The sequence below is a fragment of the Mycobacterium montefiorense genome, assembly GCF_025823255.1.
Taxonomy (GTDB): Bacteria; Actinomycetota; Actinomycetes; order Mycobacteriales; family Mycobacteriaceae; genus Mycobacterium; species Mycobacterium montefiorense.
In genome coordinates this window covers 270,762-296,542 of sequence record NZ_JACKVL010000006.1, presented here as the reverse complement: position 1 = coordinate 296,542, position 25,781 = coordinate 270,762, and the positions used below count along the sequence as shown (strand labels likewise).

The 25,781-nt window shown below is 64.5% G+C and carries 27 protein-coding genes; 10 read left to right on the top strand and 17 right to left on the bottom strand.

The annotated features are described in order from the left end of the window. Positions 1–18: 18 nt before the first annotated feature. Genes H7K34_RS03210 through H7K34_RS03200 form a run of 3 tightly spaced genes read right to left on the bottom strand, consistent with a single transcriptional unit; the run spans position 19 to position 2,356 of the window. A complete protein-coding gene (locus H7K34_RS03210) occupies positions 19–672 on the bottom strand; it encodes a response regulator (protein ID WP_264059850.1) in 654 nt (217 codons plus the stop codon). A 60-nt stretch (positions 673–732) separates the two neighbouring features. Continuing rightward, entirely contained in the window at positions 733–1,572 is an 840-nt protein-coding gene (locus H7K34_RS03205) for a universal stress protein (protein ID WP_264059848.1), read from the bottom strand. Positions 1,573–1,591: 19 nt separating this feature from the next. Further along, positions 1,592–2,356 (bottom strand): universal stress protein, encoded by a 765-nt coding sequence (locus H7K34_RS03200; protein WP_264059846.1) that lies wholly within the window; start codon positions 2,354–2,356, stop codon positions 1,592–1,594. A gap of 143 nt (positions 2,357–2,499) precedes the next feature. On the opposite strand from H7K34_RS03200, the gene H7K34_RS03195 reads away from it, so the two are divergent. Then, a complete protein-coding gene (locus H7K34_RS03195) occupies positions 2,500–3,477 on the top strand; it encodes an Acg family FMN-binding oxidoreductase (RefSeq protein ID WP_264059840.1) in 978 nt (325 codons plus the stop codon). Here H7K34_RS03195 and H7K34_RS03190 read toward each other — a convergent pair. The 4 genes from H7K34_RS03190 to H7K34_RS03175 all read right to left on the bottom strand — a co-directional run bounded on the left by H7K34_RS03190 (position 3,474) and on the right by H7K34_RS03175 (position 7,942). Further along, positions 3,474–4,469: an Acg family FMN-binding oxidoreductase gene (locus tag H7K34_RS03190; RefSeq protein ID WP_264059834.1), complete on the bottom strand. Its 996-nt coding sequence runs from the start codon at positions 4,467–4,469 to the stop codon at positions 3,474–3,476. The genes H7K34_RS03195 and H7K34_RS03190 overlap by 4 nt on opposite strands. A gap of 100 nt (positions 4,470–4,569) precedes the next feature. Beyond that, complete coding sequence (locus H7K34_RS03185; RefSeq protein WP_264059833.1) at positions 4,570–5,709, bottom strand: cation:proton antiporter; 1,140 nt, start codon at positions 5,707–5,709, stop codon at positions 4,570–4,572. A gap of 22 nt (positions 5,710–5,731) precedes the next feature. Then, positions 5,732–6,598 carry a hypothetical protein gene (locus H7K34_RS03180; protein ID WP_264059830.1) on the bottom strand — a complete coding sequence of 289 codons (867 nt, stop codon included), beginning with the start codon at positions 6,596–6,598 and terminating at the stop codon, positions 5,732–5,734. A 27-nt stretch (positions 6,599–6,625) separates the two neighbouring features. Next, entirely contained in the window at positions 6,626–7,942 is a 1,317-nt protein-coding gene (locus H7K34_RS03175; RefSeq protein ID WP_264059828.1) for an acyl-CoA dehydrogenase family protein, read from the bottom strand. Between the two features lie 243 nt (positions 7,943–8,185). On the opposite strand from H7K34_RS03175, the gene H7K34_RS03170 reads away from it, so the two are divergent. Both H7K34_RS03170 and H7K34_RS03165 read left to right on the top strand, forming a co-directional pair. Beyond that, a complete protein-coding gene (locus H7K34_RS03170) occupies positions 8,186–9,217 on the top strand; it encodes a phosphotransferase family protein (protein WP_264059827.1) in 1,032 nt (343 codons plus the stop codon). Next, a complete protein-coding gene (locus tag H7K34_RS03165; RefSeq protein ID WP_264059825.1) occupies positions 9,214–9,978 on the top strand; it encodes an SDR family NAD(P)-dependent oxidoreductase in 765 nt (254 codons plus the stop codon). Before H7K34_RS03170 ends, H7K34_RS03165 begins: the two co-directional genes overlap by 4 nt. Here the strand turns inward: H7K34_RS03165 and H7K34_RS03160 are convergent, their stop codons facing one another. The 5 genes from H7K34_RS03160 to H7K34_RS03140 form a co-directional block, all read right to left on the bottom strand. Continuing rightward, positions 9,979–10,575 carry a TetR/AcrR family transcriptional regulator gene (locus tag H7K34_RS03160; protein WP_264059823.1) on the bottom strand — a complete coding sequence of 199 codons (597 nt, stop codon included), beginning with the start codon at positions 10,573–10,575 and terminating at the stop codon, positions 9,979–9,981. It lies immediately after the preceding gene. A 40-nt stretch (positions 10,576–10,615) separates the two neighbouring features. Beyond that, on the bottom strand, positions 10,616–11,200 hold the full coding sequence (locus H7K34_RS03155) for a TetR family transcriptional regulator (RefSeq protein WP_264059821.1): 585 nt from the start codon (positions 11,198–11,200) through the stop codon (positions 10,616–10,618). Between the two features lie 22 nt (positions 11,201–11,222). Then, on the bottom strand, positions 11,223–12,242 hold the full coding sequence (locus H7K34_RS03150; RefSeq protein ID WP_264059820.1) for a zinc-dependent alcohol dehydrogenase family protein: 1,020 nt from the start codon (positions 12,240–12,242) through the stop codon (positions 11,223–11,225). Further along, the gene (locus H7K34_RS03145; protein ID WP_308205430.1) at positions 12,239–13,564 is read right to left on the bottom strand and encodes an acyl-CoA dehydrogenase family protein; all 1,326 of its coding nucleotides are present in this window, start codon (positions 13,562–13,564) and stop codon (positions 12,239–12,241) included. The genes H7K34_RS03150 and H7K34_RS03145 overlap by 4 nt, the downstream gene beginning before the upstream one ends. 125 nt (positions 13,565–13,689) lie before the next feature. Continuing rightward, positions 13,690–14,088, bottom strand: coding sequence for a nuclear transport factor 2 family protein (locus H7K34_RS03140; protein ID WP_108923943.1), 399 nt, complete (start codon positions 14,086–14,088; stop codon positions 13,690–13,692). A 129-nt stretch (positions 14,089–14,217) separates the two neighbouring features. Here H7K34_RS03140 and H7K34_RS03135 point away from each other — a divergent pair, with 129 nt between their 5' ends. The 3 genes from H7K34_RS03135 to H7K34_RS03125 all read left to right on the top strand — a co-directional run bounded on the left by H7K34_RS03135 (position 14,218) and on the right by H7K34_RS03125 (position 16,768). After that, positions 14,218–15,027 carry an acyl-CoA thioesterase gene (locus H7K34_RS03135; RefSeq protein WP_108923945.1) on the top strand — a complete coding sequence of 270 codons (810 nt, stop codon included), beginning with the start codon at positions 14,218–14,220 and terminating at the stop codon, positions 15,025–15,027. Positions 15,028–15,113: 86 nt separating this feature from the next. Then, positions 15,114–15,644, top strand: a complete 531-nt coding sequence (locus H7K34_RS03130; RefSeq protein ID WP_264059816.1) for a nuclear transport factor 2 family protein — start codon at positions 15,114–15,116, stop codon at positions 15,642–15,644. Between the two features lie 8 nt (positions 15,645–15,652). After that, positions 15,653–16,768, top strand: coding sequence for an NAD-dependent epimerase/dehydratase family protein (locus tag H7K34_RS03125; protein ID WP_264059814.1), 1,116 nt, complete (start codon positions 15,653–15,655; stop codon positions 16,766–16,768). On the opposite strand, the gene H7K34_RS03120 is transcribed toward H7K34_RS03125, so the two are convergent. From H7K34_RS03120 to H7K34_RS03110, 3 genes are read right to left on the bottom strand one after another with little or no spacing between them, the layout of a single operon-like run. Beyond that, positions 16,765–17,748, bottom strand: coding sequence for an NAD-dependent epimerase/dehydratase family protein (locus H7K34_RS03120; RefSeq protein WP_264060503.1), 984 nt, complete (start codon positions 17,746–17,748; stop codon positions 16,765–16,767). The two genes, H7K34_RS03125 and H7K34_RS03120, sit on opposite strands and share 4 nt — an antisense overlap. A gap of 56 nt (positions 17,749–17,804) precedes the next feature. Beyond that, positions 17,805–18,878, bottom strand: a complete 1,074-nt coding sequence (locus H7K34_RS03115; RefSeq protein ID WP_264059813.1) for a phosphotransferase family protein — start codon at positions 18,876–18,878, stop codon at positions 17,805–17,807. Further along, on the bottom strand, positions 18,875–20,005 hold the full coding sequence (locus tag H7K34_RS03110; protein ID WP_264059812.1) for a DUF7064 domain-containing protein: 1,131 nt from the start codon (positions 20,003–20,005) through the stop codon (positions 18,875–18,877). Before H7K34_RS03110 ends, H7K34_RS03115 begins: the two co-directional genes overlap by 4 nt. A 135-nt stretch (positions 20,006–20,140) precedes the next feature. Between H7K34_RS03110 and H7K34_RS03105 the strand changes: the two genes are divergently transcribed. Continuing rightward, positions 20,141–20,761, top strand: coding sequence for a TetR/AcrR family transcriptional regulator (locus H7K34_RS03105; RefSeq protein ID WP_108923955.1), 621 nt, complete (start codon positions 20,141–20,143; stop codon positions 20,759–20,761). Between the two features lie 106 nt (positions 20,762–20,867). Next, a complete protein-coding gene (locus H7K34_RS03100) occupies positions 20,868–22,001 on the top strand; it encodes an ecdysteroid 22-kinase family protein (protein ID WP_264059810.1) in 1,134 nt (377 codons plus the stop codon). Between the two features lie 6 nt (positions 22,002–22,007). Here H7K34_RS03100 and H7K34_RS03095 read toward each other — a convergent pair whose 3' ends face one another. Then, a complete protein-coding gene (locus tag H7K34_RS03095; protein ID WP_264059809.1) occupies positions 22,008–22,979 on the bottom strand; it encodes an aldo/keto reductase in 972 nt (323 codons plus the stop codon). A gap of 99 nt (positions 22,980–23,078) precedes the next feature. Between H7K34_RS03095 and H7K34_RS03090 the strand changes: the two genes are divergently transcribed. Together H7K34_RS03090 and H7K34_RS03085 are read left to right on the top strand one after the other, a co-directional pair. Continuing rightward, the gene (locus H7K34_RS03090; protein ID WP_264059808.1) at positions 23,079–24,407 is read left to right on the top strand and encodes an acyltransferase family protein; all 1,329 of its coding nucleotides are present in this window, start codon (positions 23,079–23,081) and stop codon (positions 24,405–24,407) included. Between the two features lie 327 nt (positions 24,408–24,734). Continuing rightward, complete coding sequence (locus H7K34_RS03085) at positions 24,735–25,103, top strand: nuclear transport factor 2 family protein (protein ID WP_108923962.1); 369 nt, start codon at positions 24,735–24,737, stop codon at positions 25,101–25,103. A gap of 10 nt (positions 25,104–25,113) precedes the next feature. Here the strand turns inward: H7K34_RS03085 and H7K34_RS03080 are convergent, their stop codons facing one another. After that, on the bottom strand, positions 25,114–25,758 hold the full coding sequence (locus H7K34_RS03080; RefSeq protein WP_264060498.1) for a TetR/AcrR family transcriptional regulator: 645 nt from the start codon (positions 25,756–25,758) through the stop codon (positions 25,114–25,116). Positions 25,759–25,781 lie beyond the last annotated feature (23 nt).

The following is a 25,781-nucleotide window of genomic DNA, read 5'->3' as shown; positions in this document are numbered from 1 at the left end:
GCGACGAGGGTGCAGCACCTACGGCGAACTGGGCTCGGCGGACCGCTGATCCAACTTTGAGGCGAACACTGCTGCCTGGGTCCGCCGCTCCATGCCAAGTTTGGCCAGCAACCGCGACACGTAGTTCTTCACCGTCTTCTCGGCGAGAAACATCCGCGCGGCGATCTGTTTGTTGGTCAATCCCTCACTGAGCAGTCCAAGCAGGGTTCGCTCCCGATCAGTCAACCCGGACAGCGGATCGGGAGGCTCGGTGGTGTCGCGCAGTTTTGCCATCAGTGCGGCCGCGGCACGGTTATCCAGCAACGATTTGCCGGCGCCGACATCCTTGATCGCCTGAGCCAGCTCCATGCCGCGAATATCCTTGACGACGTAGCCGCTGGCACCGGCCAGAATCGCCTCCAGCATCGCCTCATCGGAGGTGAACGACGTCAACATCAGGCACCGCAGGTCGGGAAGCTCAGACAGCAGCTCCCGGCACAATTCGATGCCATTGCCGTCGGGAAGACGGACGTCGAGCACCGCCACGTCCGGCTTCAACGCGGGTATGCGCACCATCGCTTCCGACACCGAGCCGGCGTCACCGATGATTTCGAGGTCAGAATCCGAAGCCAGCAAGTCGGCGAGGCCCCGACGAACGACTTCATGGTCGTCGACCAGGAAAACCGTGACCATTGCGAGTCCTTTCTGCCGGCTCGGCGGAGCGATTTGCACCATCTTCATCATCGTCCCATTTCACAGATGTTGGCGATTGACGATCAGCAACGAGCAGGCGGCGCCATTCAGGACAGCGTTGCCCGCGGGCCCGACCAGCTCGCCCAGATGCTGGCGGTCGTGAGACCCGACGATCGCCAGCTGCACCGATCGCTGCCGCCTTGCCAGATACTCCATCAGGGTGCCGCGTACCGCGACCGACTCCACCCGCAGCTGCGGATACTGCCGCTTCCACCGGGCAAGCCGGCGATCCAGGTCGGCGAGCGTCCGGCGAGCACCAACCCCATCCGCGTCCGCATCGTCGACGTGCTGGCAGACGATGGCCTGGATCGGTGCGTCGCGCAGCAATGCTTCCGCCATCGCGGCGCCCAGCACCAGACCGTTGTTGGGAGCCCCGTCGATTTCGACGACGATGTCATGTGCGGGCTGTCGGTAATGGTCATCGCGGTCGCGAACAATCGCCACCGGGCAGTGCGCCGATGCCGCCAGCGCAGCGATGGTCGACCCCGTGCGGCCGGCCTGAAAGTGCTGCAATCCGACGGCGCCCACGCATACCATGGCCGCCGACGCCGAAGCGCGAATCAAAGACTTGATCGGCGGCTGGTTGACAATCTCGGTCTCGATTTTCACCTGTCGATTCGTCGCCTCGATCGCCGATTGTGCTCGGCGAAGGGAGGATTCGGCGATGGCGAGCTGGCCCGCGACGTCGGCCCGGGCACCGTCCTGCAGGTTCGCGTAGAGCAGCCGCAGCGGTACGTCACGCCGTACCGCCTCGTCGACGGCCCAGTGTGCCGCGCGCAGTGCCGCTTTCGAGCCGTCGATACCGACGACGATCGACCGGGGGGTCGCGAAATCCTGCATCGGAGGCACCTTCGGCGGCTCAGTGGCGGACCAGCAGGACCGAGCAGTCGGGATAGCCCGGAATCGGATGGCAGTTCAGTGCGCCGAGCCCGGCAATCTCGTCCGCATCAGCCTGGCCCACGACGGCGAGGTCGATTGCGTTGCCGTGGTTCTCAGTCAGTCTCGCGCCGGTACCAGCGGCGACGACCTCGACGCGAACATCCGGGTAGCGCCGGATCCAGCTGTTCAATCGCCGATCTATTTGCCGCACAGTGGCTTTGCGCAGCCGTCCTTCCTCCATCGCCTGGTGTACAACTTCGTCATTCCCGGGTTCATCATTGAGCACCACAGCGATCACCCCACCGTGGGTCTGCGGTACGCCGGAGTCGCTTCGGATGATGGCCACCGGGCAATGCGCCCGCGTCGCCAACGCGGCGGCGGTGGACCCCATCGACTCGTCGCTCCCCCATTCATGCTTCCCGACCCCCAGGCACACCAGCGCCGCGTCCCGTGATTCCTGCATCAATACTTGTTCGGGATCTCCTGAGAGGAGCGCTGTTTCGATCTCAACCGACTTTCCCGCACCTTGCACGGCACCGTCGGCCTGGCAGAGTGCCAGTTCGCCGCATTCCACCGCCCGGGCGACGGGCTGGGTGCCCCGCACCTCGTCGCGCGGGATGACATGGACGAGGCGCAGGGGCAGTTCGCGGCTGATCGCTTCGTCAACCGCCCACTTGGCAGCGCTGATCGCGGCTTTCGAACCGTCGATACCGACGACCACCGACTTGCGATGCAGCCGCTTCATGTTGGCTCCTGACTATTCGATTCGCCCAATTTCAGGCTATTGAGCTGTGGCCGGCCGCGATGGGGCCAAAAGGCCCTTCATGCGCCGCCGTTCGTCCCCTAGGTTGATTGGCAGAACAACAACCGCGGCGAGGAGTTGACGGCATGCCCACGACACCGGGCAGCGAGGTCTTGAAGGAGGCAGTTCGACTAGCTTGCCGCGCTCCATCGGTGCACAACAGCCAGCCGTGGCACTGGGTGGCCGACGGCGGCGTGCTGCGCTTATTCCTTGACCGGCGCCGGCTGGTACCGGGCACGGATCATTCGGGGCGGCAAGCGATCATCAGTTGTGGTTGCGCCCTCGATCATCTACGTGTCGTGATGCTGGCCGCGGGGTGGGACCCGGTCATCGAACGGTTTCCGAACCCGAACAACCCCGACCACCTGGCATCGATCGAGTTCCGCCCCGTCGAGCACATCACCGGGACACAGGACGACCGCGCCGAGGCGATCCTGGTGCGCCGGACGGATCGGCTGCCGTTGGCAGAGCCGACGTTCTGGCATCTCTTCGAACCCGTATTGCTCGGCGTGCTCGACGACAGCTTGGTGGCGATCGATGTGCTCTGCGACGATGTGCGACCACAGTTGGCCGCCGCTTCCCAGCTCAGCGCCGCGCTTCGGGGCGACGATTCCGCCTATCACGAAGAACTCGCTTGGTGGACTTCACGATTCATGTTGACCAAAGGCATGCCGCCGAGCGCACTGCTTTCTGACGAAGAACGTCCACGGGTCGAGGTGGGGCGTGACTTCCCGGGCCGGAGCCATCAGAATCGGCGTCCCGAGGTCGATGTCGACTGGTCGAAAATTCTGGTGCTGTCCACCCCGGAAGACACGCGACCGGATGCATTGAGTTGCGGTGGAATGTTGTCAGCCGTCTTGCTGGAATGCACGATGGCAGGCCTGGGGACCTGCCCACTGACTCACCTGATCGAAGTCGACGAGAGTCGCGACATCGTGCGCGGCCTGGTCGACCGGCTCAGCCAGCCACAGGTACTCATCCGCGTCGGAGTGGCGCCGCCGATGGAAGTTCTGCCCCCACCGACGCCGCGGCACCCGTTGGACGAGGTCCTGCAGATCGTCTAGCTAGACGCTTTCGGGGCATCCCCGCACCACTGGACGAAGGCGGGGAGTTCACGTCGTGGTGTGGCCGGCAATGGGTCGGCGTTGATCGCCGCCCACCCCACCCGAAGCAACATCTGCGGAAAGTGACTGCTGCCGAAGATATCCGCGTGCACCGCCTCGCGCGTTTCGGCCACCTCCAGCGGCTCGGTAACCGGGCAGCACGCCAGACCCATCGACGTCGCGGTCAGCAGTACGACACTGGTGGCTTCACCGGCGCGCAGCTGCGCCAGCCGGTCATCCGTCCTGGTCCCGAGTGCCAGCACCACGGCGTTGTCCTCGGCCGCCGACGTGCCCGGTGACATGGCCAAGGCGGGACCGGCGAACAAACGGCCCGGGATCTTGGCTCTCGGATCCGGCACCGGCACGTTGCGGGCGGGAACCCCCGCCACCGACGCATAGCGCCCACTCCATTCGGTGAGCTCGGCAAGATAGTCGTGATTGAGATGGTCCGAAATCGATTGGGACACAATCTTGTGCAGCCGGTCGATGTCTTCGACTTGGCATAGCGTGACGCCGATTCGTGCCGCCCGTGCCGCCATCAGAGCGATATCGCTGACCGGAACCGACCAGGAGCTGTAGTGACGGCGATCGGTCCGCCGCCGCGGTATCGACGCCGCGAGCGCTATATCGAGGGAATCGGCGCTGCAGGGCAACAACGTGATCGCGGCGAGATAGCTGGGGTCGGCGGGGTCCGGAAGCCGAGCTACCTTGGCCCGCCACCCAATCGCGGCCAACGCGATGACGCAATGATTCAGGGCCGCACCGCAACTCAGCGTCAAATCTCGACCAGCAGGGTCCGTATTGGGTAGCCGCCGGCTCGCGTCGGAGTACAGATGCAGGCTCTGTTCCTCCACTCGCCAGCGCCACGGCTGTGTGTTGTGGACCGAGGGAGCGCGAGAAGCCAGACTCAGAACAGTCCGGATTGTGGCGACATCGGGAAAGCTCGCGTTCATCGACATTGCTCCCTTCGGTGAAGCGTCAGGTCAACGATCGCGCGAGCGCCGCCGGCCACACGAGGGCAAGACGGCCCCAGTCAGTGAGGACTTTGTGCCACTACCCGGGTTGGCTACGCACTGCCAATGCGCCGGCGATCGAGGTGGAAGCGATCGTCAGCAACGCGCCGAACATCAGCGCCGACCCCTCACCCGCGGCGAGCAGGTTTTCCTCGTTCCCAATCGTGGCAGCGGCCACCGGGACACCGAGCTGCGCGGCCGAGAGCACAGCAAGGGTCAACGGCTGGCCGAACAGCCGGCCCACGCAATGCGCCAGCACAGCGCCCAGTCCCAGCCCCGCGCCCAACAAAATCAACTTCGGGTGCGCACCCAGCTCGCGCACATGCAGCGAAGCGCCTAGCCAGATGAAGAACAACGGACCGAAGAATCCCTCGGTGATCCCGAACAGCTGGCGCGCCAACCGTCGCGGTTCCCCGACCGCCGCGACCACCAGGCCCAGCGCGAATCCGGCCAACATGATCGACACGTGCGTGCACAGCGCTAGCGCCGCCAGCGCAAACAGAATGAGCAGATTGGTCCGCAGTTCCAGCGCGAATTTGCGCTCCTCGGAATAGTCGTGCATGCGCTGGCGCCAGCCCCGACGATCGGCCGCAAGCAGAAGCACGAACAGCAGCACGGCACACCCCGCGATCGCCAGCCCGCCCAGCGCTGCCGTAGGCGCCTTGCGGAGGTCGATCACCAAGGGCAGCAAGACAATACACGCGGTGTCGGAGATGGCGATCTGTGCGGTCAGTGAGAGCACCGGTGGACCATGCAGGCGCAGCGAATCAACCACCGGCAGTGCCAACGCCGCCGACGACGACGTCATCAGCACTGCGTACAGCGCCGCATGGCCGGTGCCGAACTGCCACGCCAGCCCGACACCGAGGGCAACCGCGACCACACCGCACAGCGCGGCTCGTGCCAGCGCCCGCGGCACCGCCGCGCGCACCCGCCGACTGCGTATCGGCACATGCGTGCTCGCGACGAACATGATCAGCGCGAAGCCGATGTTTGCGAACAGCTGGAACGTCGAGTTCGCCGGTTCGATGACATCGAAGCCGGTCTTGCCCAGAATGAGTCCCGCGACCAGCTCGCCGATGATCAGCGGAATCCGCAGGCGCGGCAGTGACGCCACCAGCGGGCCCGCGAAACCTACCGCGGTCAGCAGCGCCAGTGTGTCGAACCCGAACCCGAACATCTCAGCAGCCCTGGCGCCGAGATCAGCGGACCACCTCGAAGATCGCCGCGGCAGAGGTGACGGCCTTGTCGGCGTTGCCTTCGTCGTGCAGCAGCATCCGGACGCCGATACGTCCGGGGCCTCCGGCGTGTGCGGTGCCCTCCACTCGGAACGGCCCGACTTTCCCGCGGGACATGAACATGACGTGCCAGCTCACAACCTGCACCTTGCGCGTCCCGGCGAGATCGGCCGCAAGGTCGGTCGCCGCGGTTTCCAGCACCACATGTTGGGGCCCAATGTGCAATGCCGCATCCGGCGAAGCGAGTTCTGCGCTGAGCCCGGGCAGCACCCAGTGACCGTCGTCGCGCTTGGCGGCGCCGAAAGCGGCCCATAGCGGCGGCAGGTCGGGCGAGTCCTCGATAACCAACTCGGTGCCCGAAACATCCATCCTGTCCAGGCCTTCCGGCGGAATTCCGATGATCGCGCCTTGCCCCTCGTTGAAGGCGATCACCCGGTCCGGGTTGTCGGCATCGACGATCTTGCACCGCCCGTAACCCATCGTCCGACCTTGGTGCACGACGCCGGAGCCGACGATCTCGACGCGAGAGACGTCGTAGCCGGGATCGATGATCTGCACCGACGCGATGACCGGATTGGGCACCGCGACCATGTCGGTCTGGCACCCCTCGGGTGACGAAATCGCCAGCGGCGCAACCATGATTCCGCCTGCCTCGTTGCGCATGTCCCGGCGGATCACGACGGTGTCATCGACTTCGCCGATGTCCATGGCCGAGTGCCTACGGCCGATGTAGCGGTAACTGAGCAGACCTGTCCAGCGGCGGTACAGCTCATCGCGGTACGCGTCGGTGTCGCCGGCAAACTCTCGAATGTCTCGTAGTTGGTCGCTCAATTTCGGCCACCTTTCTCCGACATGGTTTCAGGACAGTCTGTTTCGCCGCACTTGGTTAAACGGCACGCCGCGGTCGGCGGCGTACTCGCGGGGGAAGTTCAACACCCGCTCGCCGATCACGTTGCGCGCCATTTCGGTGGTACCGCCGCCGATGCTGGCGATCTGACGGCCCAGGTATCGGATGCCGATATCGAGCAGGTGTGCCTCGTCGTCGACGACGGCCGAGCTACCCGTGACGGCAACCGCGGTGTCGGTTTCGATGTCGTGGGTCGCAGCCATCGACAACCGGATGATGGATCCCGCGGTTGGGGGCATGGCCCCGCCGGCCACCGCATGGAAGACATGCTCGCTGAGCTGACGCTGGACCGTGCGGTGCACCAGGGCTCGCCCGATCATCTCCCGGATGCGTTCGCGGTCCTGCTGATTGGTCTTCTCGACCAACGCCAGCAGGTCGATCGAAACGTCCTCGGCCTCAGAGATTCCGGGCCCACTGGTGTACTCCGAGCCGTCACCCATGCTGCGGCGTTCGTGGTAGAGCTGTCGCGAGGCGACTTCCCATCCTTTGCCCGGTTCGCCGACGACGGCGTCATCCCCCACCTCGACGTCGTCGAAGAACTCTTCGCAGAATTCGATGGAGCCGTTGATCTGCTGGATGCGGTTGATCGTTATTCCGGGGTGCGCAAGCGGCAACAGGAACATGGTCAGTCCCTCGTGTTTCGGTGCGTCCCAATCGGTCCGGGCCAGGCATAGCCCATAGTCCGCGGCGAATGCCCAGGTGCTCCACGTCTTGGCGCCATTGATGATCCAGCGCCCGTCCCGGCGGTCGGCTCGGGTGATGACACCCGCGAGGTCCGACCCCCCGCTGGGTTCGGACAGCAGCTGCACCAGAACTTCGTCGCCGCGTAGCGCCGCTCGGATGTGGGTGCGTTTCTGTTCCTCGCTGCCCATGTCGAGGATGGTCGCGCAGCAGATGGCGAAGCACGGGACATTGAGCAGTATCGGCGTCTCGTAGCCGAGCGCCTCGGTATCGAAGGCCTTCTTGTACTCGTAGCCCAGCCCGAGGCCCCCGTACTCCCGCGGAAAACAGATGCCGGCAAATCCGCCGTCATACAACTTCTTCTGCAGTTCGCGTGCCCGATGCCAGGACAGTTCCGCGTCGCGTTCCAGGAGTGCGGCTTCGGCGGGATCCTGGCGCGGCATATTGGCGGCCAACCAGGCCCTGGCCCGGCTGCGAAACTCCGCCACGGTTTCAGCGGTCTCGGCAGTCACCAGCGGTGCCGAATTCGTCTGTGCGTCATCGCCGATGACCTCCCGACGCCATTGTCGTGTCCGAACGTTGAGCATGTGCTGGGCGACTGTACAGCACAGGGTGATGACTGTATCAGGGCGTTGACTCAGGATGCGTTGAGCTGCGCCGCGGCGCAACCAGGGCCATCGCACGGCGTCGAGTGTGCGTCGCCGGCTTTTAGTGTGCCGCCAGAGCGAGAAATCCCCGAAATTTGCGCCGTACGCTCACACTCGGGGCAGTCCGGGGTTGCTATGTTCAGGGAATCCACGTTATTTTAACGGCAATCGGAGGATCGGCGCATGAGTGCTGCCGCAACGGGTTTCGACGTCACGCGGTTTCGCGACTGGTTGGCCGAGCAGACGGGACAGGCAGCCGACGTGTCGGTCACCCCCATTCGAGGGGGCGGCAGCTGCGAGATGTTCCGCGTCGACCGGCTGGAGCAAGCCTGGGTGGTGCGCCGGGCCCCGCTGACGACTGTCTCCGACACCGCTCATCAGGTCATCCGCGAGGCGCGGATCATGGAGACGCTGGGCACAGCCGGAGTACCGGTGCCCACAGTGCTGGCCCGCAGCGAGGACCCCGCGATCCTGGGTGCGCCGTTCTTCGTGATGTCCTACGTCGACGGCGGCGTGATCCGTCGCGACGGACTCCCCGAAGCACTGCTTGGCGATCCGTCCTCACACGGCCTGATCGGCGAGCAGCTGATCGACACCCTGGTTGCGCTGCACTCAGTCGACTGGACGGGCACCGCGCTGGCCGAACTGTCCCACCCGCAGGGGTTTCTGCCTCGGCAGGTCGATCGTTGGCTGACTCAACTGGCGGGCTACCGGGCCCGCGACCTGGACGGCGTGGACGAGCTCGCCGGTTGGCTACGCGACAATCTGCCCACCGATGGCGACCTCACCGTCATGCACGGGGACTACAAGCTGGACAACGTCATCTGGGCGCCGGCGCCGCCACCCCGGATCGCCTGCGTCGTCGATTTCGAGATGACGACCGTCGGCGATCCCCTCATCGACCTGGCCTGGGCGATGATCTTCTGGCCCGAGGCTGAAAACCCCATCGCGCTGGGATCGCCGGACGCCCCGCATGGCATCGCCCGCGATCACTGCCAGACACCGGGTGAACTGATCGCGCGCTACGCCGAGGCCACCTGCCGTGATCTGTCACAATTCGACTGGTATCAGGTGTTCAGCGCGTGGAAGCTGGCGATCGTCTTGGAGGCGTCCTACGCCAAGTTTCTGCGCGGCGAGTCACGCAACCCGATCCACGAGTTCTTCGGACCGGTCATCGATGAACTACTCAGGCGCGCAAGGAGGTTCGCGCAATGACCGATGAATTGTTCGACGTATCGGGCAGGGTCGTTCTCGTCACCGGCGGCGGTCGCGGACTGGGCGCCGCGATGAGCGTCGGCCTTGCCGAGCGCGGCGCCCGAGTGGTGATCGCGAGCCGAAAGCTTGACTCCTGCCAGGCCCTGGCCACCATGATCACCGAATCCGGCGGGCAGGCCCATCCGCTGGCCTGCCATGTCGGCGATTGGGAGTCGTTACCCGGCGTCGTCGAGGCCGCTGTCTCCCGATGGGGCCGGCTGGACGGGTTGGTCAACAATGCCGGGATGAGCCCGCTGGCCCCCTCGCTGCTGGACACCTCAGAGGTGTTGTTCGACAAGGTGATCGGCGTCAACCTGAAAGGCCCGACCCGATTGACGGCGCTGGCAGCCAGGGCGATGGCCTCGACCGGGGGTGGGTCGATCGTCAACATCAGTTCGCTGGCTTCGGTGAAACCCACACCCGTCACCACGGTCTACGCGGCGGCCAAAGCCGGCCTGAACGCGTTGACCACCGCCTCGGCCATCGAATACGCCGGTGCCGGCGTGCGTGTCAACGCGATCATCTGCGGCACCTTCGATACCGACGCGGCGTCGGGGTTCGTTCGCAACCCCGATCTCCTGCCGGAGCTGGTGCGTCGCATCGCGCTTGGACGGGTTGGCCGCCCCGACGAGATCGTCGGAGCTGTCGTCTATCTGCTGTCCGACGCGTCGAGTTACACCACCGGTTCGCTCATGACCATCGACGGTGGCGTCTCCGGCTGATCAGCGAGCCCACCGCCGCCGGTTCGGTTTGGCATCGGCGCCGCCTGCCTCCGCCCGCACCCCGGAGATCACCCATTCGACCAATCGGGGAAAATTCTGCTCGATCTTGGCCGTCTCCGGTTCGGAGCGGCCCGGTTCACGCAGCAGCCCGCGCACCTCGACAATAGAATGATTGATCGTCATGTGCGCCAGTCCGCGGCAGCACTCGGTAGCCAACGAGCGTGGAATGCCTTCCTGCAGAGTAGCTTTGAGCAGAGCATTGACATAATCGGTGACAGCGTTGCGGTCGTCGATGGTCATCAACTCGGTCAGAAACGGATGTGCACGAAGAGCGTTGTTCAATGCCTGGCACCAGTGCAGCGCCGTCGACTCCCAGGTGTCGTATTCCTTGAAGTCGAGTTTGAGCTGCGCAAAGTGGCGAGCGACCAGCGCCCTGATCAGTGCTTCCCGATTGCCGACCTGTTGATACAGCGTCCGTGGTGAGATCTTGAGAGCGGCCGATAGTCGACGGACGCTCAGCGCCTCGATACCTTCGGAATCCAGCAGGTCCAGGGCGTGCGTGAGGATATCGTCGGCCGGGATCAGCGGCTTGGCCATCGCTGCATCGTACAAGCCCCGAGGTCGCCAATCCCGCAGGCTAACCGCTGTCGCGGCGGATACCTTCGATGAGGTAGTCGATCTGTATGGCGAACAGCTCATCGATTTCTTCGGCAGTCACCCCGGCGGGGTCGCTGCCGGCCAGTCGGCCTCGCCGGCGCGTCGAGTTCGCGCTCGGCGGATGATCCATGGCGACGAAACCCACCGTCGCATAGATCAACAGCCGACAGGCCCGTACCGACATGTCGGTCGACATGCCGTCACGGCGCATGCTTTTCAGCAGTGGTCGTGAGGCTTTCAGATAAGCCGGACGCTTCACCTGCAAGAAAAGCCGGCTGTCGGCGGCCTCGGTCAGCCGCGCGCGAAGCTGCCGGGTCCAGCGGCGCGCATAGTCCGGCCAGGTTTCGTCGCGCGCCAAGGTGGGCGCGAGATCGTCGAGCACATGCTCGGCAACCGCATCAATCAGCGCGTCCTTGTTACCGATACGGGAGTAGACGGGTGGCGGCGTGACACCCAGGCGGCTCGCCACGCTGCGCATGCTGATCGCGTCCAAGCCGCCTTCGCGCATGATTTCCACTGCGGCAGCAATGATCTGGTCCGCATCGAGTTCCAGTTCGCTGGGCACTGCTACTACCCTTCTCGCGACGTCATGGGATGGTCAGGGCGATTTTGCCGACATGCTCGCCGGCCCGCATCACCGCGAGCGCCTCGTCCAGCTGCTCCCAATCGAGGACGTGACTGATTTGCGGCTTGATACCGGCCTTGAACACCACCCTGCACATCTCGCGGTGCGCGCGCACACTGCCCACCGTGATTCCGATGACGCGCAGGTTGTTCAGCATCACCTCGGCTACCGCGATGGAGGCCATGTCGAATCCACTCAGTACTCCGATCACCGCGATAGTGCCGCCCATGGCCGCCGCATGCAGCGAATGCGGCAGCGTCGCGGGGCCGCCGAGATCGACGACCAGCTTGGCGCCCCGCCCGTCGGTCAGTCGCTTGACCTCGGTCTCCCAATCCGCTGTGGTCTGGTAGTTAATGAGATGTGTTGCACCCAAACCCGATCCGACTTTGAGTTTGTCGTCGGACGAAGAGGTCAGGATCACGGTGGCCCCCCGGGTCCGGGCAAGTTGCACGGCGAGCAGCGACACCCCGCCGGTGCCCTGGGTAACCACCACGTCACCCTCACCGATGTTGGCTTCCTCCAAGGCACTCCACGCTGTCACGCCCGCGCACGGGATCGTCGCGGCTTCGACATCGCTGAGGTGCTCGGGACTTCGGACCAGGCCGGAAACGTCGGCAACGCGGTATTGCTGCAGCCAACCGTCGCAGTTATCGCCGGGTACCGCACGCTTGGCTTCCGGGTTGGGCGGACCGTCGTGCCAATCCGGGTGAAACGCCCCCATCACGCGATCACCCAGCCGCAGCTCGTCGACGCCCGGCCCGACAGCCACGACTTCCCCTGCACCATCAGTCATCGGGACCCGCGGCCACGGCCCAGACAGCAGGCCCATCAGATTGACGTTGTCGTGAAAGTTGAGGCTCGAGGCGTTGACCTTGACCAATACCTGCCCGGGGCCGGGCTGGTCCACCGACCTCTCCACGGTCTGTACGGGCTCGCCGGGCCCGGTCATCACGATGGCTCGCTGACGGTCCGGAATGCTCATGCGATACCTGCCTGTTGACGTAGGGCTTGCCATTTCTGTTCCGCCGCCGGCCGCCGCGACGGAAGGTGATCGGTCGGCCAGCCCTGCACCGGCCGGTACTTTTTGAGCACCTGGCGCGCCAGTACCGACTTGTGCAGCTCATCGGGCCCGTCGCCGATCGATCCGAATCGCGTCATCCGATACCAGGATTCGACGGGCAGGTCCCCGGAATAGCCCAACGCGCCACACACCTGAATAGTGCGGTCAAGCACGGCCAGCACCACCTTCGATACATGCGCCTTGATCATCCCCAGCTCGGCCCGGATCTCTCCCGCACCCAAGCGGTCCATTTTCCACGCGGTCTGAAACGTCAGTAGCCGAGCTGCCTGAATCTCGGTGTGCGACAGCGCGATGTAGTCCTGCACCATTTGATGCTCACCCAGCATCCGACCGTGCGAACGGCGCGAGACCGCGCGCTCACCCATGATGTCCAGGGCCCGCTGCGCCTGTCCCAGCCAGCGCATCGAGTGATGGATGCGACCGCCGCCAAGACGCTGTTGCGCCAGCACAAAACCGCCGCCGCGCGGGCCGACCAGATGATCCGCCGGTACGCGACAGTCGGTGAACACGACCTCCGCGTGGTTGCCCCGCCGACCGAACTCCGGATCTGGATGGGCCATGGTCGGGATGTCGCGGACGATGGTGCACCCAGGTGTCCCCGCCGGAACGACGAATATCGAAGCGTGCCGGTGCGGCCGACCGGCCGGGTCGGTCTCCGCGACCACCAAAATGATGTCGGCGCACGATGCGTTGGTGGTAAACCACTTGTGGCCGTTGATGATCCAGTCGTCGCCGTCGAGCACTGCGGTGGTGGCGATGACCGTCGGGTCGGCGCCGGCCAGGAATGGTTCGGTCAGCGCGAACGCGCTGGATATCTCCCCATTGAGGTTGGGATATAGCCAGCGCTGCTTCTGCGCGTCGGTCGCGCCGTGCGCGAGCAGCTCCATGTTGCCGCTGTCGGGCGCCTGCACCCCGAAGAGCTCCATCGACACCATGCAGCGGCCGATAATCTCCGATATCAGCGCAAGCTTGAGCTGACCCAGCCCTTCGCCGCCCAGGCTCGGATCGAGGAACAAACCCCATAACCCCTGCGCCTTGACTCTGGCCTGCAGGTAACGCTTGACCTGCTGCCACTCGTCGGCCGGGATCTCCGAAAGGATGGGTTCCAGCGGGATGACCTCGGAGTCGATGAAATCACGCATCCACGAGAGCTTTTCGGCGAAATCCGGATCGGTTTCGAAATCCCAGGCCATCACATTCCTCATCGTCGGTCGCGGCAGCATCACACCGACACTGCCTTACACTGCGATCACAGTGTAATCATTATGTTATGTAGGCACGCAACACTCCAGCTCCGGGGGCAGAATCGCCAACCTAACCGCGCAGGCTCGTCTTCACCGTAGAGCGATCAGGAGCTGAATTGCCCTGTCGCATGGGCAACATCGAGGTACTCCCAGATCCGCACGATCAATCCGTCCTGTGTCTGAACCCAGACGCTGTACTCGTTCTCGTACGGTTGCCCACCGGCGAACAATGCGGTTGCCCGCATCGTGAAGCGCGCGGCACCCATGTCGGCCTCACAGACCATGTGGTGCACCGTCGTCCGCACGTCGGCGTACAGCTGACCGAAGATGATGCGCATGCCGGCACGGATCGCGTCGCGCCCCACCGTCGGGCTGCCGAGCACGCCGACAGTCGGGGTAATCCACCATTGCGCCTTGGGCGCCAGCAATTCGGTGACGCGCTCGGCATCACCGAACGCGGCCACCAGCGCCGTGAGCAACTCGCGCGTCGACGACTCTGTCATACCGGCCCTCCCAGGCACCCGCAGCGAGCTCTTAAAATATCACCGATTTCGCCCTGGCCAGCAGCGTTGGGCGAACGTGATCACCCCGTGTCCGGCGGCCGACTCGACGGGCAGTAATCTGCGGTGAGCATGACGCCCACCCATCCTTTCGACAGGGGCCTCGAACTCGATGCCCTCGACGCTGGTACCAGGCGCGGCCGAACTCATCCGGAGTGGGCCAATATGGTCGGTCCATTCGGCGGCATCACCACCGCTGTTCTGCTGCATGCCATCCAGACGCACCCCGACCGGATCGGCGAGCCGCTGGCGGTGACCGTCAACTTCGCCGGCCCCGTCGCCGACGGTGACTTCGACATCTCACTTCGAGCGCCGCGGACCAACCGCTCCAGTCAGCACTGGATTGCCGAACTCAGTCAGGACGATGACGTCAAGACCACCGCGACGGCGGTCTTCGGCATCCGCCGCGACACCTGGGACGACACCGAAGCCCGTCCCCCGAGCGCGCCTGCCCCGGAAGAACTCGCCTCCGGCGGCCCGGAAGCCGTCGTCACGTGGGCACACCTCTACGACATGCGCTTCGTCCATGGTGCATTTCCCGGCCCCGGCGCCCAACCCAGTTCGGCATCTGAGACAGCACTCTGGGTGCGCGACCGCGAGCAGCGCCCGGTCGACTACCCGGCGCTGGCCGCGCTGTGTGACGTGTTCTATCCCAGGCTGTTTCAGCGCCGCGGCGCCGTCGTGCCGGCCGGGACCATCTCTATGACGACCTACTTCCATGCCGATCAACAGGAGCTGGACGCCCTCGGCGGCGACTACGTCCTGGCGTGCGCTCACGCCAACCGCTTCTCCCGCGGACATTTCGATCAGAGCGCGCAAGTGTGGAGTCGCGACGGCACGCTGCTGGCCACCACGCATCAGATCGTCTACTTCAAGGCCTGACCCGCCCCGCCGATGTTCGGCTCGTGTGTGAATGTCAGGCTGGGCGTGACTTCAGGAAACGCCGGTACACCAGAATCGAGCCCGCAATGACAGAGCGTGCAAGCGATGTGACCGCTGACGACAGCGCCGCCACGCTGCTGGCGATCGAGTTCATCAAGGGGCTCAAAGCCCGTTATTGCCGGTACCTGGACACCAAGGACTGGGCCGCGTGGCGCTCGATCTTCACCGACGACTTCGTCAGCGACACCTCCGAGGCGGGGGGCAAGCTGATCGCCGGCGCCGACGACTTCGTCGCGTTCACCCGCAAGAGCATCGGACGCCCATCGCAGGCCACGGCACACCAGGTGCACGCCCCCGAGATCGAGCTCACCTCCGCGACGACGGCGCGCGGGGTGTGGGCGCTGCAAGATGTGGTGCGATTCGGGCCAGGCGTGAGTTTGGTGGGCTACGGGCACTACCACGAGACCTACGAAAATGTAGGCGGGAACTGGCTTATCAAGAGCTCCAAGCTAACTCGGCTACGCGAGGACATCGTTACGCCGATCTTCTCGTTCTACATCTCCAACCGGATTCGCAACACGGCCGCCAGGTTCGCCAATCGGCTGCTGGAGAAATAGGAGACCCCATGACAGTCGGCACCATCCTGGTCACCGGTGCATTCGGACAGGTCGGTAAGCGCTGCACGCGGATTCTGCTCGACCGAGGCCGAACGGTCATCGCCACCGACCTACGCAGCGACAAAACCATTGCGGTGCAGGAAGAATTGTCGGCCGGTGCGCCGCCCGAGGCATTGATTCCCGCCTACGTCGATCTGCTGGATGCCGACGCCGTACGCGAGCTGATCGACGCCCATCAGCCGCAAGCCATCGTTCACCTTGCGGCGGTCGTCTCACCTGTGTCGTACCGGAATCCAGCCCTGGCCAGACGGGTGAACGTCGGCGGCACCGAGAATCTCTTGGCGGCCGCTGCCGCACTGTCGCGCCCGCCGCTGTTCCTGATGGCGTCCAGCGCCGCGGTCTACGGGTCGCGTAATCCGCACCGGTATCCGGAGCGGATCACCCCCGATACCCCGGTGAACCCGATTGACCAGTACGGCCAGGACAAGGTGCTGGCGGAGGCGGCGATCCGGGCCAGCGGTGTCCCGCATGCGCTGTACCGACTGGCCGGGGTGATCTCACCGGACACCCAATCGGGTGGCGTCGACGGTGACAACCTGGTGATCATGCGGTCGATGCCCGTTGATAACCGACTACACACGGTGGACGCCCGGGATGCGGCGCTGGCATTTGCCAATGGTGTCGATCGCGAAGCCACGATTTCCGGCAAGGCGCTGTTGATCGGCGGGAATGAGACGTGCGTGATGCTCGAGCACGAACTCGAGGGCGATCTGATGACCGCCGTGGGCCTGGGTCGGCTCGGTCCGTCGGTGGGTCTGCCGGGCGATCCGGACGATGATCGGGGCTGGAGCTTCACCGGCTGGTATGACACCTCCGAAGCGCAGGCATTGCTCGATTACCAAGAACACGACTGGCAGCAGACCCTGGCGTGGATTGGTGAGTCGCAGGCAAAGATGCGCGGCGTTTTGCGCGTCCTGGGACCGATACTGCGGCCAGTGCTGCGCATCGCGATCAAGCTGCAGAACCGCATCGAGGGTCGCGGCCCCTATGCCGACCCGTGGAAAATGATCGAAAATAAGTACGGTTCAGGGGCGCTGGCGCACGCCGGTCAGGGAGCGGACTAGTTGCGCGAAGCGAAAAAGACCGCGGCCTTGCGGATCGAGTCTTCGACGGGCTCGGGCGTCCATCCGAGTTCACGTTCGGCCTTGCTGTGGTCAAGCGGCGACATCAGTTCGGCCATCCGCATTCCGGCGTAGGCGAAGGGAAGGTCGCGGCCCAACAGCCGTGCCAACACGTCGTTGACCCGCGCACCGACGTGCAGCGCCGGCATGGGAATGCCGATGCGCGGTGGCCGCCTGCCGACGGCGGTGGCGGCGATCTCGTGCAGCTCCCGGACGCTCATATATCTATCGGAGACGATGTAGCGTTCCCCGCCTCGTCCGTGTTCCGCGGCCAGAAGCATTGCCTTGGCGGCGTCTTCGATGCCTACCACCTCGGACGAATAGCCGAGATAGAACGGAAACCGGCCGTTGGCGACCAGGGAAAGCATCGAGCCGTGTGGGGTGGGCGCCCAATCGCCGGGGCCGTAGGTGGTGGATATGCACATCGCGACGGCGGGCAGCCCTTTGTCCTGCGCGTACGACAGCAGCATGTTCTCGGCGGCGACCCGGGCTTCGATGTATGCCCCGCCCTGGTCCCAATTGTGCGGATCGTCCTCGGTGACCGCTCGGCTGCTATTGATCGCCAAAGCACCTGCGGTGCTGGTGAATACAAACTTCTTCAGGTTGGCGTGCAGGGCCGCATCCAATACGTGACGCAGACCCTCCACGTTCGTCCGGAACAATGGCGCCGGGTCGCGCAGCCACATCCGGGCATCGACGACGCAATAGTAGACAACGTCGCAGCCGGCCATCGCCGCGCGTAAGGCATCGTCGTCGAAAACGTCCCCGTAGCAGCGCTCGACATCGAGGTCATCGATTCCCTGGGTGGAACTGGTGCGGCGCAACATAACTCGCACATCGGCAGCCGAGCCAACAAGCTGACGCGTGACATGTGACCCCAGGAAGCCGCTGGCTCCGATCACCAGTTTCTTCTCGCGACTAATGACTCTCTCCCATCACTGCCCCGCTTGGACAATAGCCGGGCCGGCGACCGCCCCTCCTAGAGGGCGTTTGGGTGAACTTGCTGGACGCGTTCCTCGCGCGGGAGGACCGGGCCATCGTCGAGGAGCTCGTCGATGCCAAGCTCGGACAGCCCGACCTGGGTCAGCATCGAGGTGCCGTACGCGGCGAGCATCAGCTTTTGGTCGTCGCTGTGCCCACCGTCAACGAGCATCGCGCCGATCAGACAGATGACCGCCATCTTGTACGCGTTGAACGCGCGATACCAGGAACGGTTCTGCAGGGTAATGCCACTGGCTGCTTGGTAGTGCCGTAACAAGGCTTCGATATTCAATGCGGCAGCGTGGCTAGTGATGCCCACGGGTTGCATCCACAGCAGCTCTAGCCAGCCGATGTCGGTGAGCGGGTCCCCGACCGTGGTCATCTCCCAGTCGAAGACCGCGCTAACCTCGCCGCCGGTGAACGCGAAGTTGCCCGGCTTCGCGTCCCCGTGCACCAAAGTGATTTTCGGGCACGGCGCAGGTATGCCGGCACGCAGCGCCGCGAGGAGTCGTTCCAGCGCGGGCAGTGAATCCCGCTTGACCCGATCCATTTCGGTTGCCCAATGGTCGAGTTCGCGGTGCAGGTGGTTGCTGCCGTCGTCGAGCGCGTCGAGCCCGGTCTGTAACAGGTCGACGGAATGGATTGCCGCGAGTTGTTCGGCCAGGCTCTGACACATCCGCACCACCGTGGCGTCGGTCGCATCGGCAGGGGCTTCCATTTCGTAGACGTCACCGCCGACCCGGTCCATCACGAAGAACGGCTGTCCCAGGACATCGCCGGTGTCCTCAAGCCACAGCGCGCGCGGAACACGAACCGCGCTGTCCTGCAATGCCCGCAGGATGTTGAATTGGCGCGCGAGGTCATAGGGTTCGAGTAGCGCCGGCGGTTTGGGACGCAGCCGCAACACCACATCGCGACGGATATCCCCGGTGACCACCGTGAGCACCATCATCTCGGCGGAATGCCCGAAGTGCACCCGGTCGAGGCCCTCGACGCGGACATCCTCGGCATCGGGCAGTTGGGTGCGCAGCCAGCCGGTCAAGCGCTCGCCGATGCTGGTATCCAGCGTCATTGGCTTCCTCCATCGTCAGGCAGCCGTTCGACCGGGGTCTTGTCCTGGGTGAATGCCGACATGTCCATGGCCGTCCAGTTCGGGTAGCGGGAGTACCCCTGGCCGCCCATCAGCAACTCGAAGATGCCCCAACCGGTAGCGCCGTCGAGTTCAAAACGCATCAACTGATCCAGCGCCATCGATTTGCCCTCCGTCTCGGCCAGTTGCGCGGAATCATTGCTGTCCCACTGAAAGTGGATGAAGTACGCCCCTTCGCCTAGATCCTGATACTGACAGTGCGCCATCGGCAGTCCGTAATACGCGTTCACGTCCTGGTGCGGGGTGTCGGCGGTGACGCGGTAGGACTCGCCGTCCTCATCAGTGAAGAGGAGCTCCGCGCGGGCGGGTCGTTTGCGCTCACCGTCGAATTCGACGGCGTGCTCGATTTTCACGAAACGCTTCGACAGTGTGCCGTCGTTGTGAGTGATCCCGCCGTCCACGTAATTGACCGTGCCATCCGATGATTCGATGATCCACGCTTCGATTGCGCGGTCATCGAAACCGGCGTCTAGCCACAACCAGAAATCGATCTTGTCGGAGATGCGCACACCGAAGGTGCGATCCCGGCCGCCGTGGAATCCATCGACACTGATCCGCTCGCCATCGATCTGCACCCAACCGGTCCATTTGCCCGGCTCTTTCATGTGGTACATGTCGGCCAGCATCCGGCCATCGCGGTCGCGCACTTTCATGGGTAACAGCTCCCACATCGGGGCGGTCGGCTCGTAATGGAGCTCCCAGGCGATGCCGGAATCGTTGGGCTCCACGTCAAGGCGCCACCTCTTCAGGGGTTCGACGCAGGTCCAGCGCAGCGGCCCGGCGCTCAGCGCGCCGCGATCGGAACCTCCAATCGGGCGGCCGGAAAGCAGATCCCAATGCCGGCCATCGGCCAGGCTGACCTTGACATATCCCAAACCGGTGCCGGTGTTCGGGTTGTTGCCGTAGCCGCTGGCCAGTAGCAGGGTGCCGTCCGGCGAAGCCGCGAAAAAGTAGCAGCGATCCGACCATGTCGGATCGGGATCGTGCACTTGATCGAATGTCATTGGCAGCTGATGGGTGAATACCTCGTCGGCGGCGCTATAACCCATGAATGCCTTTCTGTCGGATAGCGAAATCTATTGCTATCGAATGGTTTCGGATAGCGCACACTATCGATGGAAATTTTTTGGCGAAGCTTGCACATCAGATACTCAATGGCACAACGCATCCCCTAATATCGCTGCATGGAACCGAGTCGGTGGTGGGGCGACGACCGCGCGATCCTCGACGACGAGGAGGCGCGCAGGCGCCTGCTGGATGCCGCGGGCCGCTGCATCGTGCGTCGCGGGAATGCCCAGATCCGGATGGCCGAAGTGGCCGACGAGGCCGGGGTATCCCGCTCGACGGTGTACCGGTACTTCCCGAATCGCGACGAGGTGTTGCTGGGCCTGATGTTGGCGCGGGTCGATTCGGCGCTGGGCGAGCTGGTCGGTGCGCTGGGCCACCCCGACGATCCGGCGCGCTCATTGCCCGAGATGGTGCTGGCGCGAGTGGAGTCGGTGGCGGGCAACGCATTGAACGAGGCGCTGTTCGCCGCCGAGAGCACCGCGGTGCCCGCGGCTCTACAGCTCGGGTCGGAGCCGATGGTGGAACTGCTGTTGGCGCACTACGGGCCACTGCTGCAACGCTGGAAAGAGGCCGGCAAGCTCTACGCCGACCTCGATCCTCGCTCGATCGTCCAGTGGCTAAGTAGCACGACGTTGTTCCTGCTGGCGCCGGCATGGCGGCACCGCCCCGTGGCTGACAAACGCGAATTTGTCGAGCAGTTCTTGGTGCGGGCCCTGGTGCCACAAATCAGACATTAGTCTCACTTTGTCTGATGTCCAGACATTAAGCTATTTTTGTCCTGGCAACGCTTTCGCGCCCGCCGCTTTGTGGATCCGGTACCGGCGCACACAGGATGGATAGTGCATGACAAACACTGTTGAACAGGCCCTTTCCGTCGTCGGCCTGGCCGCACATCTCGGCCGGGGAGTCGGCCGGGTGACCGCCGACGCCATCATCGGCAGCCGGGCGGGACTACCCCGCACGGTCGGCGATCTCAACACCGGCGCGCTCTCGAACGTGATGGGTCGCAACGTCAGGTCGATCCGCGTGCTCACTAGCGATGCAGGCACATCATCGCGGGCACGGCTCGTGCTGACCGGAGATGACGTCCCGGACTCGGTATTCGTCAAGATTGCGGCACAGACTGCCGCCACCCGGTTGATGGGTGAGTTGGGCAGGCTGGGCAGCACCGAGGTGCGCTTCTACAGCCAGCTCGCCCCCGAACTGTCGGGAGTCCCGGTCGCCTACGGCGCGGCGTTCGACACATGGACAGGTCGTTACCTGCTGGTCCTAGAAGACCTCCCCGAGTCGTGCATATTTCCCGATACGTTGCACCCGCTCTCCACCGACCAGGCCGGCCTGGTCGTCGAGCTGCTGGCGACCGTGCACGGAACCTTCTGGGATCGGATGCGCCAGAACGGGCGCGGACACCTGGACTGGCTCTACACGCCGTCTGGCGACGTCACTTCGCTGCTGACCGGCTCACTGATGACCACCTCGATGAAGCGACTCAGCGAGCGGACCTCGATACCGATGGAGAACGGCCGATTCATCGCCGAGAATTATCGCGCGGTCGCCGCGGTGATCGACACTCCCCCGCATACGGTCATGCACGGCGATGCTCATCCGGGCAACATGTACTTCCGCGACGGCGAGGCGGGGCTATTGGATTGGCAGGCGGTGCGACGTGGACATCCTTCCCGCGAACTGGCCTACACCCTGATCACCAGCCTGACGCCACAAGACCGCCGGACCGCTCAGCGCGAACTGCTCGACGTCTATCGACAGGCGCTGGCGGCGGCCGGTGGGCCCGACCTGGACCGCGAAAACCTGTGGCTGCGCTACCGGCAAGGCGCGCTGTATGCGTATGTCGCCCCGCTGATCACCGCAGGAATGGGCGGGATGCAGGTCGAAGACATCGCTATGGAAGGCTTGCGACGCGGTGTGGCCGCTCTTGATGACCTGGAAACCATTGCCGCGCTGAAAGGTTCGCTGTAAGAACGGTTAACGGTCGATCCATCCCATTTGCGCTTCGGCGTGATGGCCCCCGACGGCCGGAGTGAGTTCATCGAGCCGTGCCAGCTGCTCGGCTGTGAGTTCGACGCTATCGGCGCCGACGTTCTCCTCAAGGCGCGCAACCTTTTTAGTTCCCGGGATCGGCACGATATCAGGCCCCTTGGCCAGCAACCAGGCCAGTGCGACCTGAGCCGGGCTGGCGCCGGCGTCGGCGCCGATCTCGCGCACCTCGTCCGCACTGTTGAGGTTGTGCTGGAAGTTCTCGTCGAAGAAGCGCGGATTGGTCTTGCGGTAGTCGCTGTCGGGAAGCTCCGCGGTGGATCGTATTGCGCCGGTGAGGAACCCACGGCCCAGCGGCGAGTAAGGGACGAACCCGATTTCCAGTTCGCGCAAGACCGCCAGTATTCCGTCTTCGGGGTCACGGGTCCACAACGAGTACTCCGATTGCACGGCCGCAATCGGGTGCACGGCCTGCGCACGGCGAATGGTGTTCACGCCGACTTCGGAAAGGCCGATGTGCGCAATCTTGCCCGCAGCGACCAGCTCTGCCAACGCCCCGATCGTCTCCTCGATCGGCGTACCACGATCGAGGCGGTGTTGGTAGTAGAGGTCAATGTGGTCAGTCGCCAGCCTTTTCAGCGAACCGTCGACCGCGATGCGGATGCTGGCGGGGCTGCTGTCGAGGCCGTCGCGTCCGGTATGCGAGATCAGGCCGAACTTGGTGGCCAACACCACCTGATCTCGCCGGCCCTGCAGAGCCCGGGCGAGCAGTTCCTCATTGACGTAGGGGCCGTAGACCTCGGCGGTGTCGATCAACGTGACGCCCAGATCGATCGCGCGATGAATCGTGCGGATGGACTCGGCGTCGTCGAAGCCGCCCATGGCGTAGGCGGCAGACATGCCCATCGCGCCCAAGCCGATACGGCCGACCTGAAGGTCGCCGAGGTGAGCCTGTTTCATTTCCGATGTTCTCCTGTCAGAGGCGCGGTTTCGCTCCGGTCGCAGCGGGGGCACCGGGTACCGTGGCGCTGTGCACCGCGTCGAGCTTCCCGCGATCTGATGAACCACGCAAACACCGCACGCCCGGCCCGCAATCTGGCGGTGGACTACTACCGCGCATCCGGTGTGATCCTGATCGTGCTGGGGCATTGGCTGGCCGGATCGGTGACCTACGACGACGGGCATTTCGGCCGGCAGAACCCGCTCGTCGACATGCCCTGGACTCAGTGGTTGACCTGGCCACTTCAGGCTGTTCCGACGTTCTTCCTCGCGGCAGGCTATGCAAGCGCAGTGTCGTGGGCGCACAGACGAGACACCAACGCAGAGTCACGCCAGAGCTGGTTACGGCATCGACTGGCCCGAGTCCTCGGCCCGACCGCGGCCTACGCAGTGGTGGTGTCGGCCGGCGTGCTGGTGCTGGGTGCGTTGCACGTGGGCAGTTCCACGATGGAATACGCGGGCTGGGCGGTAGCGATGCACCTGTGGTTCCTCGTTGTATACGTATTGGTGGTGTCGTTGACCCCGATTGCGATTGCCACACAACGCCGTTGGGGACTCTGGGTGCCCGCGGCACTCGCCTTCGGGGTCGTGGTGGTAGACGTTGCCACGCAAGGGGCCCAGGTGCCTTACCTGGGCTGGGTGAACTACCTGCTGTGTTGGGGTGTGCTGTATCAGCTCGGAATAGCTTGGCAAGAAGGGCTATTGGCTGGCCGCAGACCTGCACTGCTCGCTGCTGCATCCGCGCTCACGCTGGCAGTGCTGATCTGGTTGAAGATCTATCCGATCAGCATGATCGGTGTCCCCGGCCAAACGGTGGACAACACCACACCGCCTGACGTGGCGTTGTTGGCGTTCGGAGGCGCGCAGACCGGATTGGCAATGACGCTCGCGCCCGCACTCAACCGCGCACTGCGCTCCGGCCCGCTGCAGCGAATGCTGTCGGTGGCCAACAACAACGTGATGGCCCTATACCTTTGGCACATGATCCCGGTCGTGTTGGTTGCGATAATCGGGTACCCCGCTGGTTGGTTGCCGCAGCCGGCCGAGGGCACAATCGACTGGTGGCTGGCCCGGCTGGAGTGGGTGGCCATCCTCAGCCTCGTCACCGTGATCGAGCTCGCGCTGCTGTGGTGGGGCCGGCGCATTTTCGCCTCCCCATTGCCCATGCTTGGTACTCCGCTCGCAGAGCGCTGGACCGAACCGAGCATGCTGCTGGGCGTCGTGATGGCGGCCTACGGCTTGGCATTCGTCGCCGCCGGTGGTTTCGCCCCGGACGGGCGCTTTCCGTGGGTGACGGCTGTCGTTTTCGTCGCCGGAGTGGTGCTGGTGGCACTTCGCCCCACACAGGTCAGCGCCCGGTCGGCAGATCCCGCGCCTACGACCGGGTGAGGTCCGGCTCTATTGCGTCAAAGCCCGTTTAAGGCAATACTTTCGTGCCACCCGGGCGGCCCCCGGTGGTGACGGAACGTCGGCATGCCCGCCCGTTATGCATTATTCGGACGGGTACCCCCCGGATGGGATAAGAAGGTTTGTCCGTGACACCTGCATTGCCGAACCTGTTGAGCAACCACGCGACGCGAGTCAACCTCCAATGTCCGGGCTGGGCGATACTGCGGTCCATCGACACCCGTAATCGCTGAAGGCTCGCCGCACATCGCCCGATGTCAACCAGATTGATCGCGCCGGCGGTCACTCGATAACAACTAGCGTTGTTGCATGACCGAGCCGAACCACCCGCAACCACACCATGTTTTCGAGATCGTCGACACGATGGATCTCGATAAGCTCGCCGCCCTCTTCGCCGACGATGCGCGGGTGTCGTTTGGCAATGAACCCGCCTACGTCGGCCCGAGCGCGATCAGAAACGGCGTCAAAGGTTTCTTCGACACCATCGCGGGAATTCACCACACCCTGGTTCGGGTCTGGCGAATCGGCGATGACACGATCGCCCACGTCGACGCGACGTATCAAAGAAAAGACGGCACCGAGGTAACCCTGCCCGCCGCCACCGTCTACCACGCGGACGCTGACGGAAAAATCGATGACTACCGCGTATTCCTGGACGTGACACCGATTTACGCCTGACGCACCGGACTTAGGTCTCGGCGAATGTGTCGTCGGGCAGCGGACGCCGGCAGACCGCACGCGCCTCGTCGGCGCTGAGCCCGAACAGGCGCAGCACGCTTTCGGTGACGGTGTCGGCGGCGTGTGCGTCGTCGCGGCCCGGGTCGTCGCGCAGCAGCTTGCCGAGCCCTAGCAGCGCACCGCCCGCCATCGCCAACGCGAGTTCCGGGTCATCGACGTCGAACCTGCCTGCGTCGACGCCGGCCTTGATATCGCGCAGCGCACGGGGTGCCAGACCGCGTTCGGACGACAGCAACGCCGGCCCATGCGCCAACAGAATCTCACTCTCCTGCGGGCGCCGACGAAATAGCCGACCGGTCAGCCGGAAGCTCGCGGCGAAGGTTTCGGCCGGATCCGCGATCGATTCGGTGAGACGGTCCAGCATCGCCCCGTGGGTGTCGAGCACGTCGGCGACCGCGGCCTCGAACAGCTGCTCCTTGCTGTCGAAGTGGTTGTAGAACGACCCCATCCCGACATCGGCGGCCTGGGTGATCTCCAGAACCGGCACGTTGACCTTGCCCTCAGCGATCAACCGCTGCGCGGCCTTGATCAGCGCCGCCCGGGTGCGCTGCTTGCGCCGCTCCAGGCGACTGGGCGGCTCGGCTTCGTCGGGCATCACGCTCACCCAAAGAGTATGCA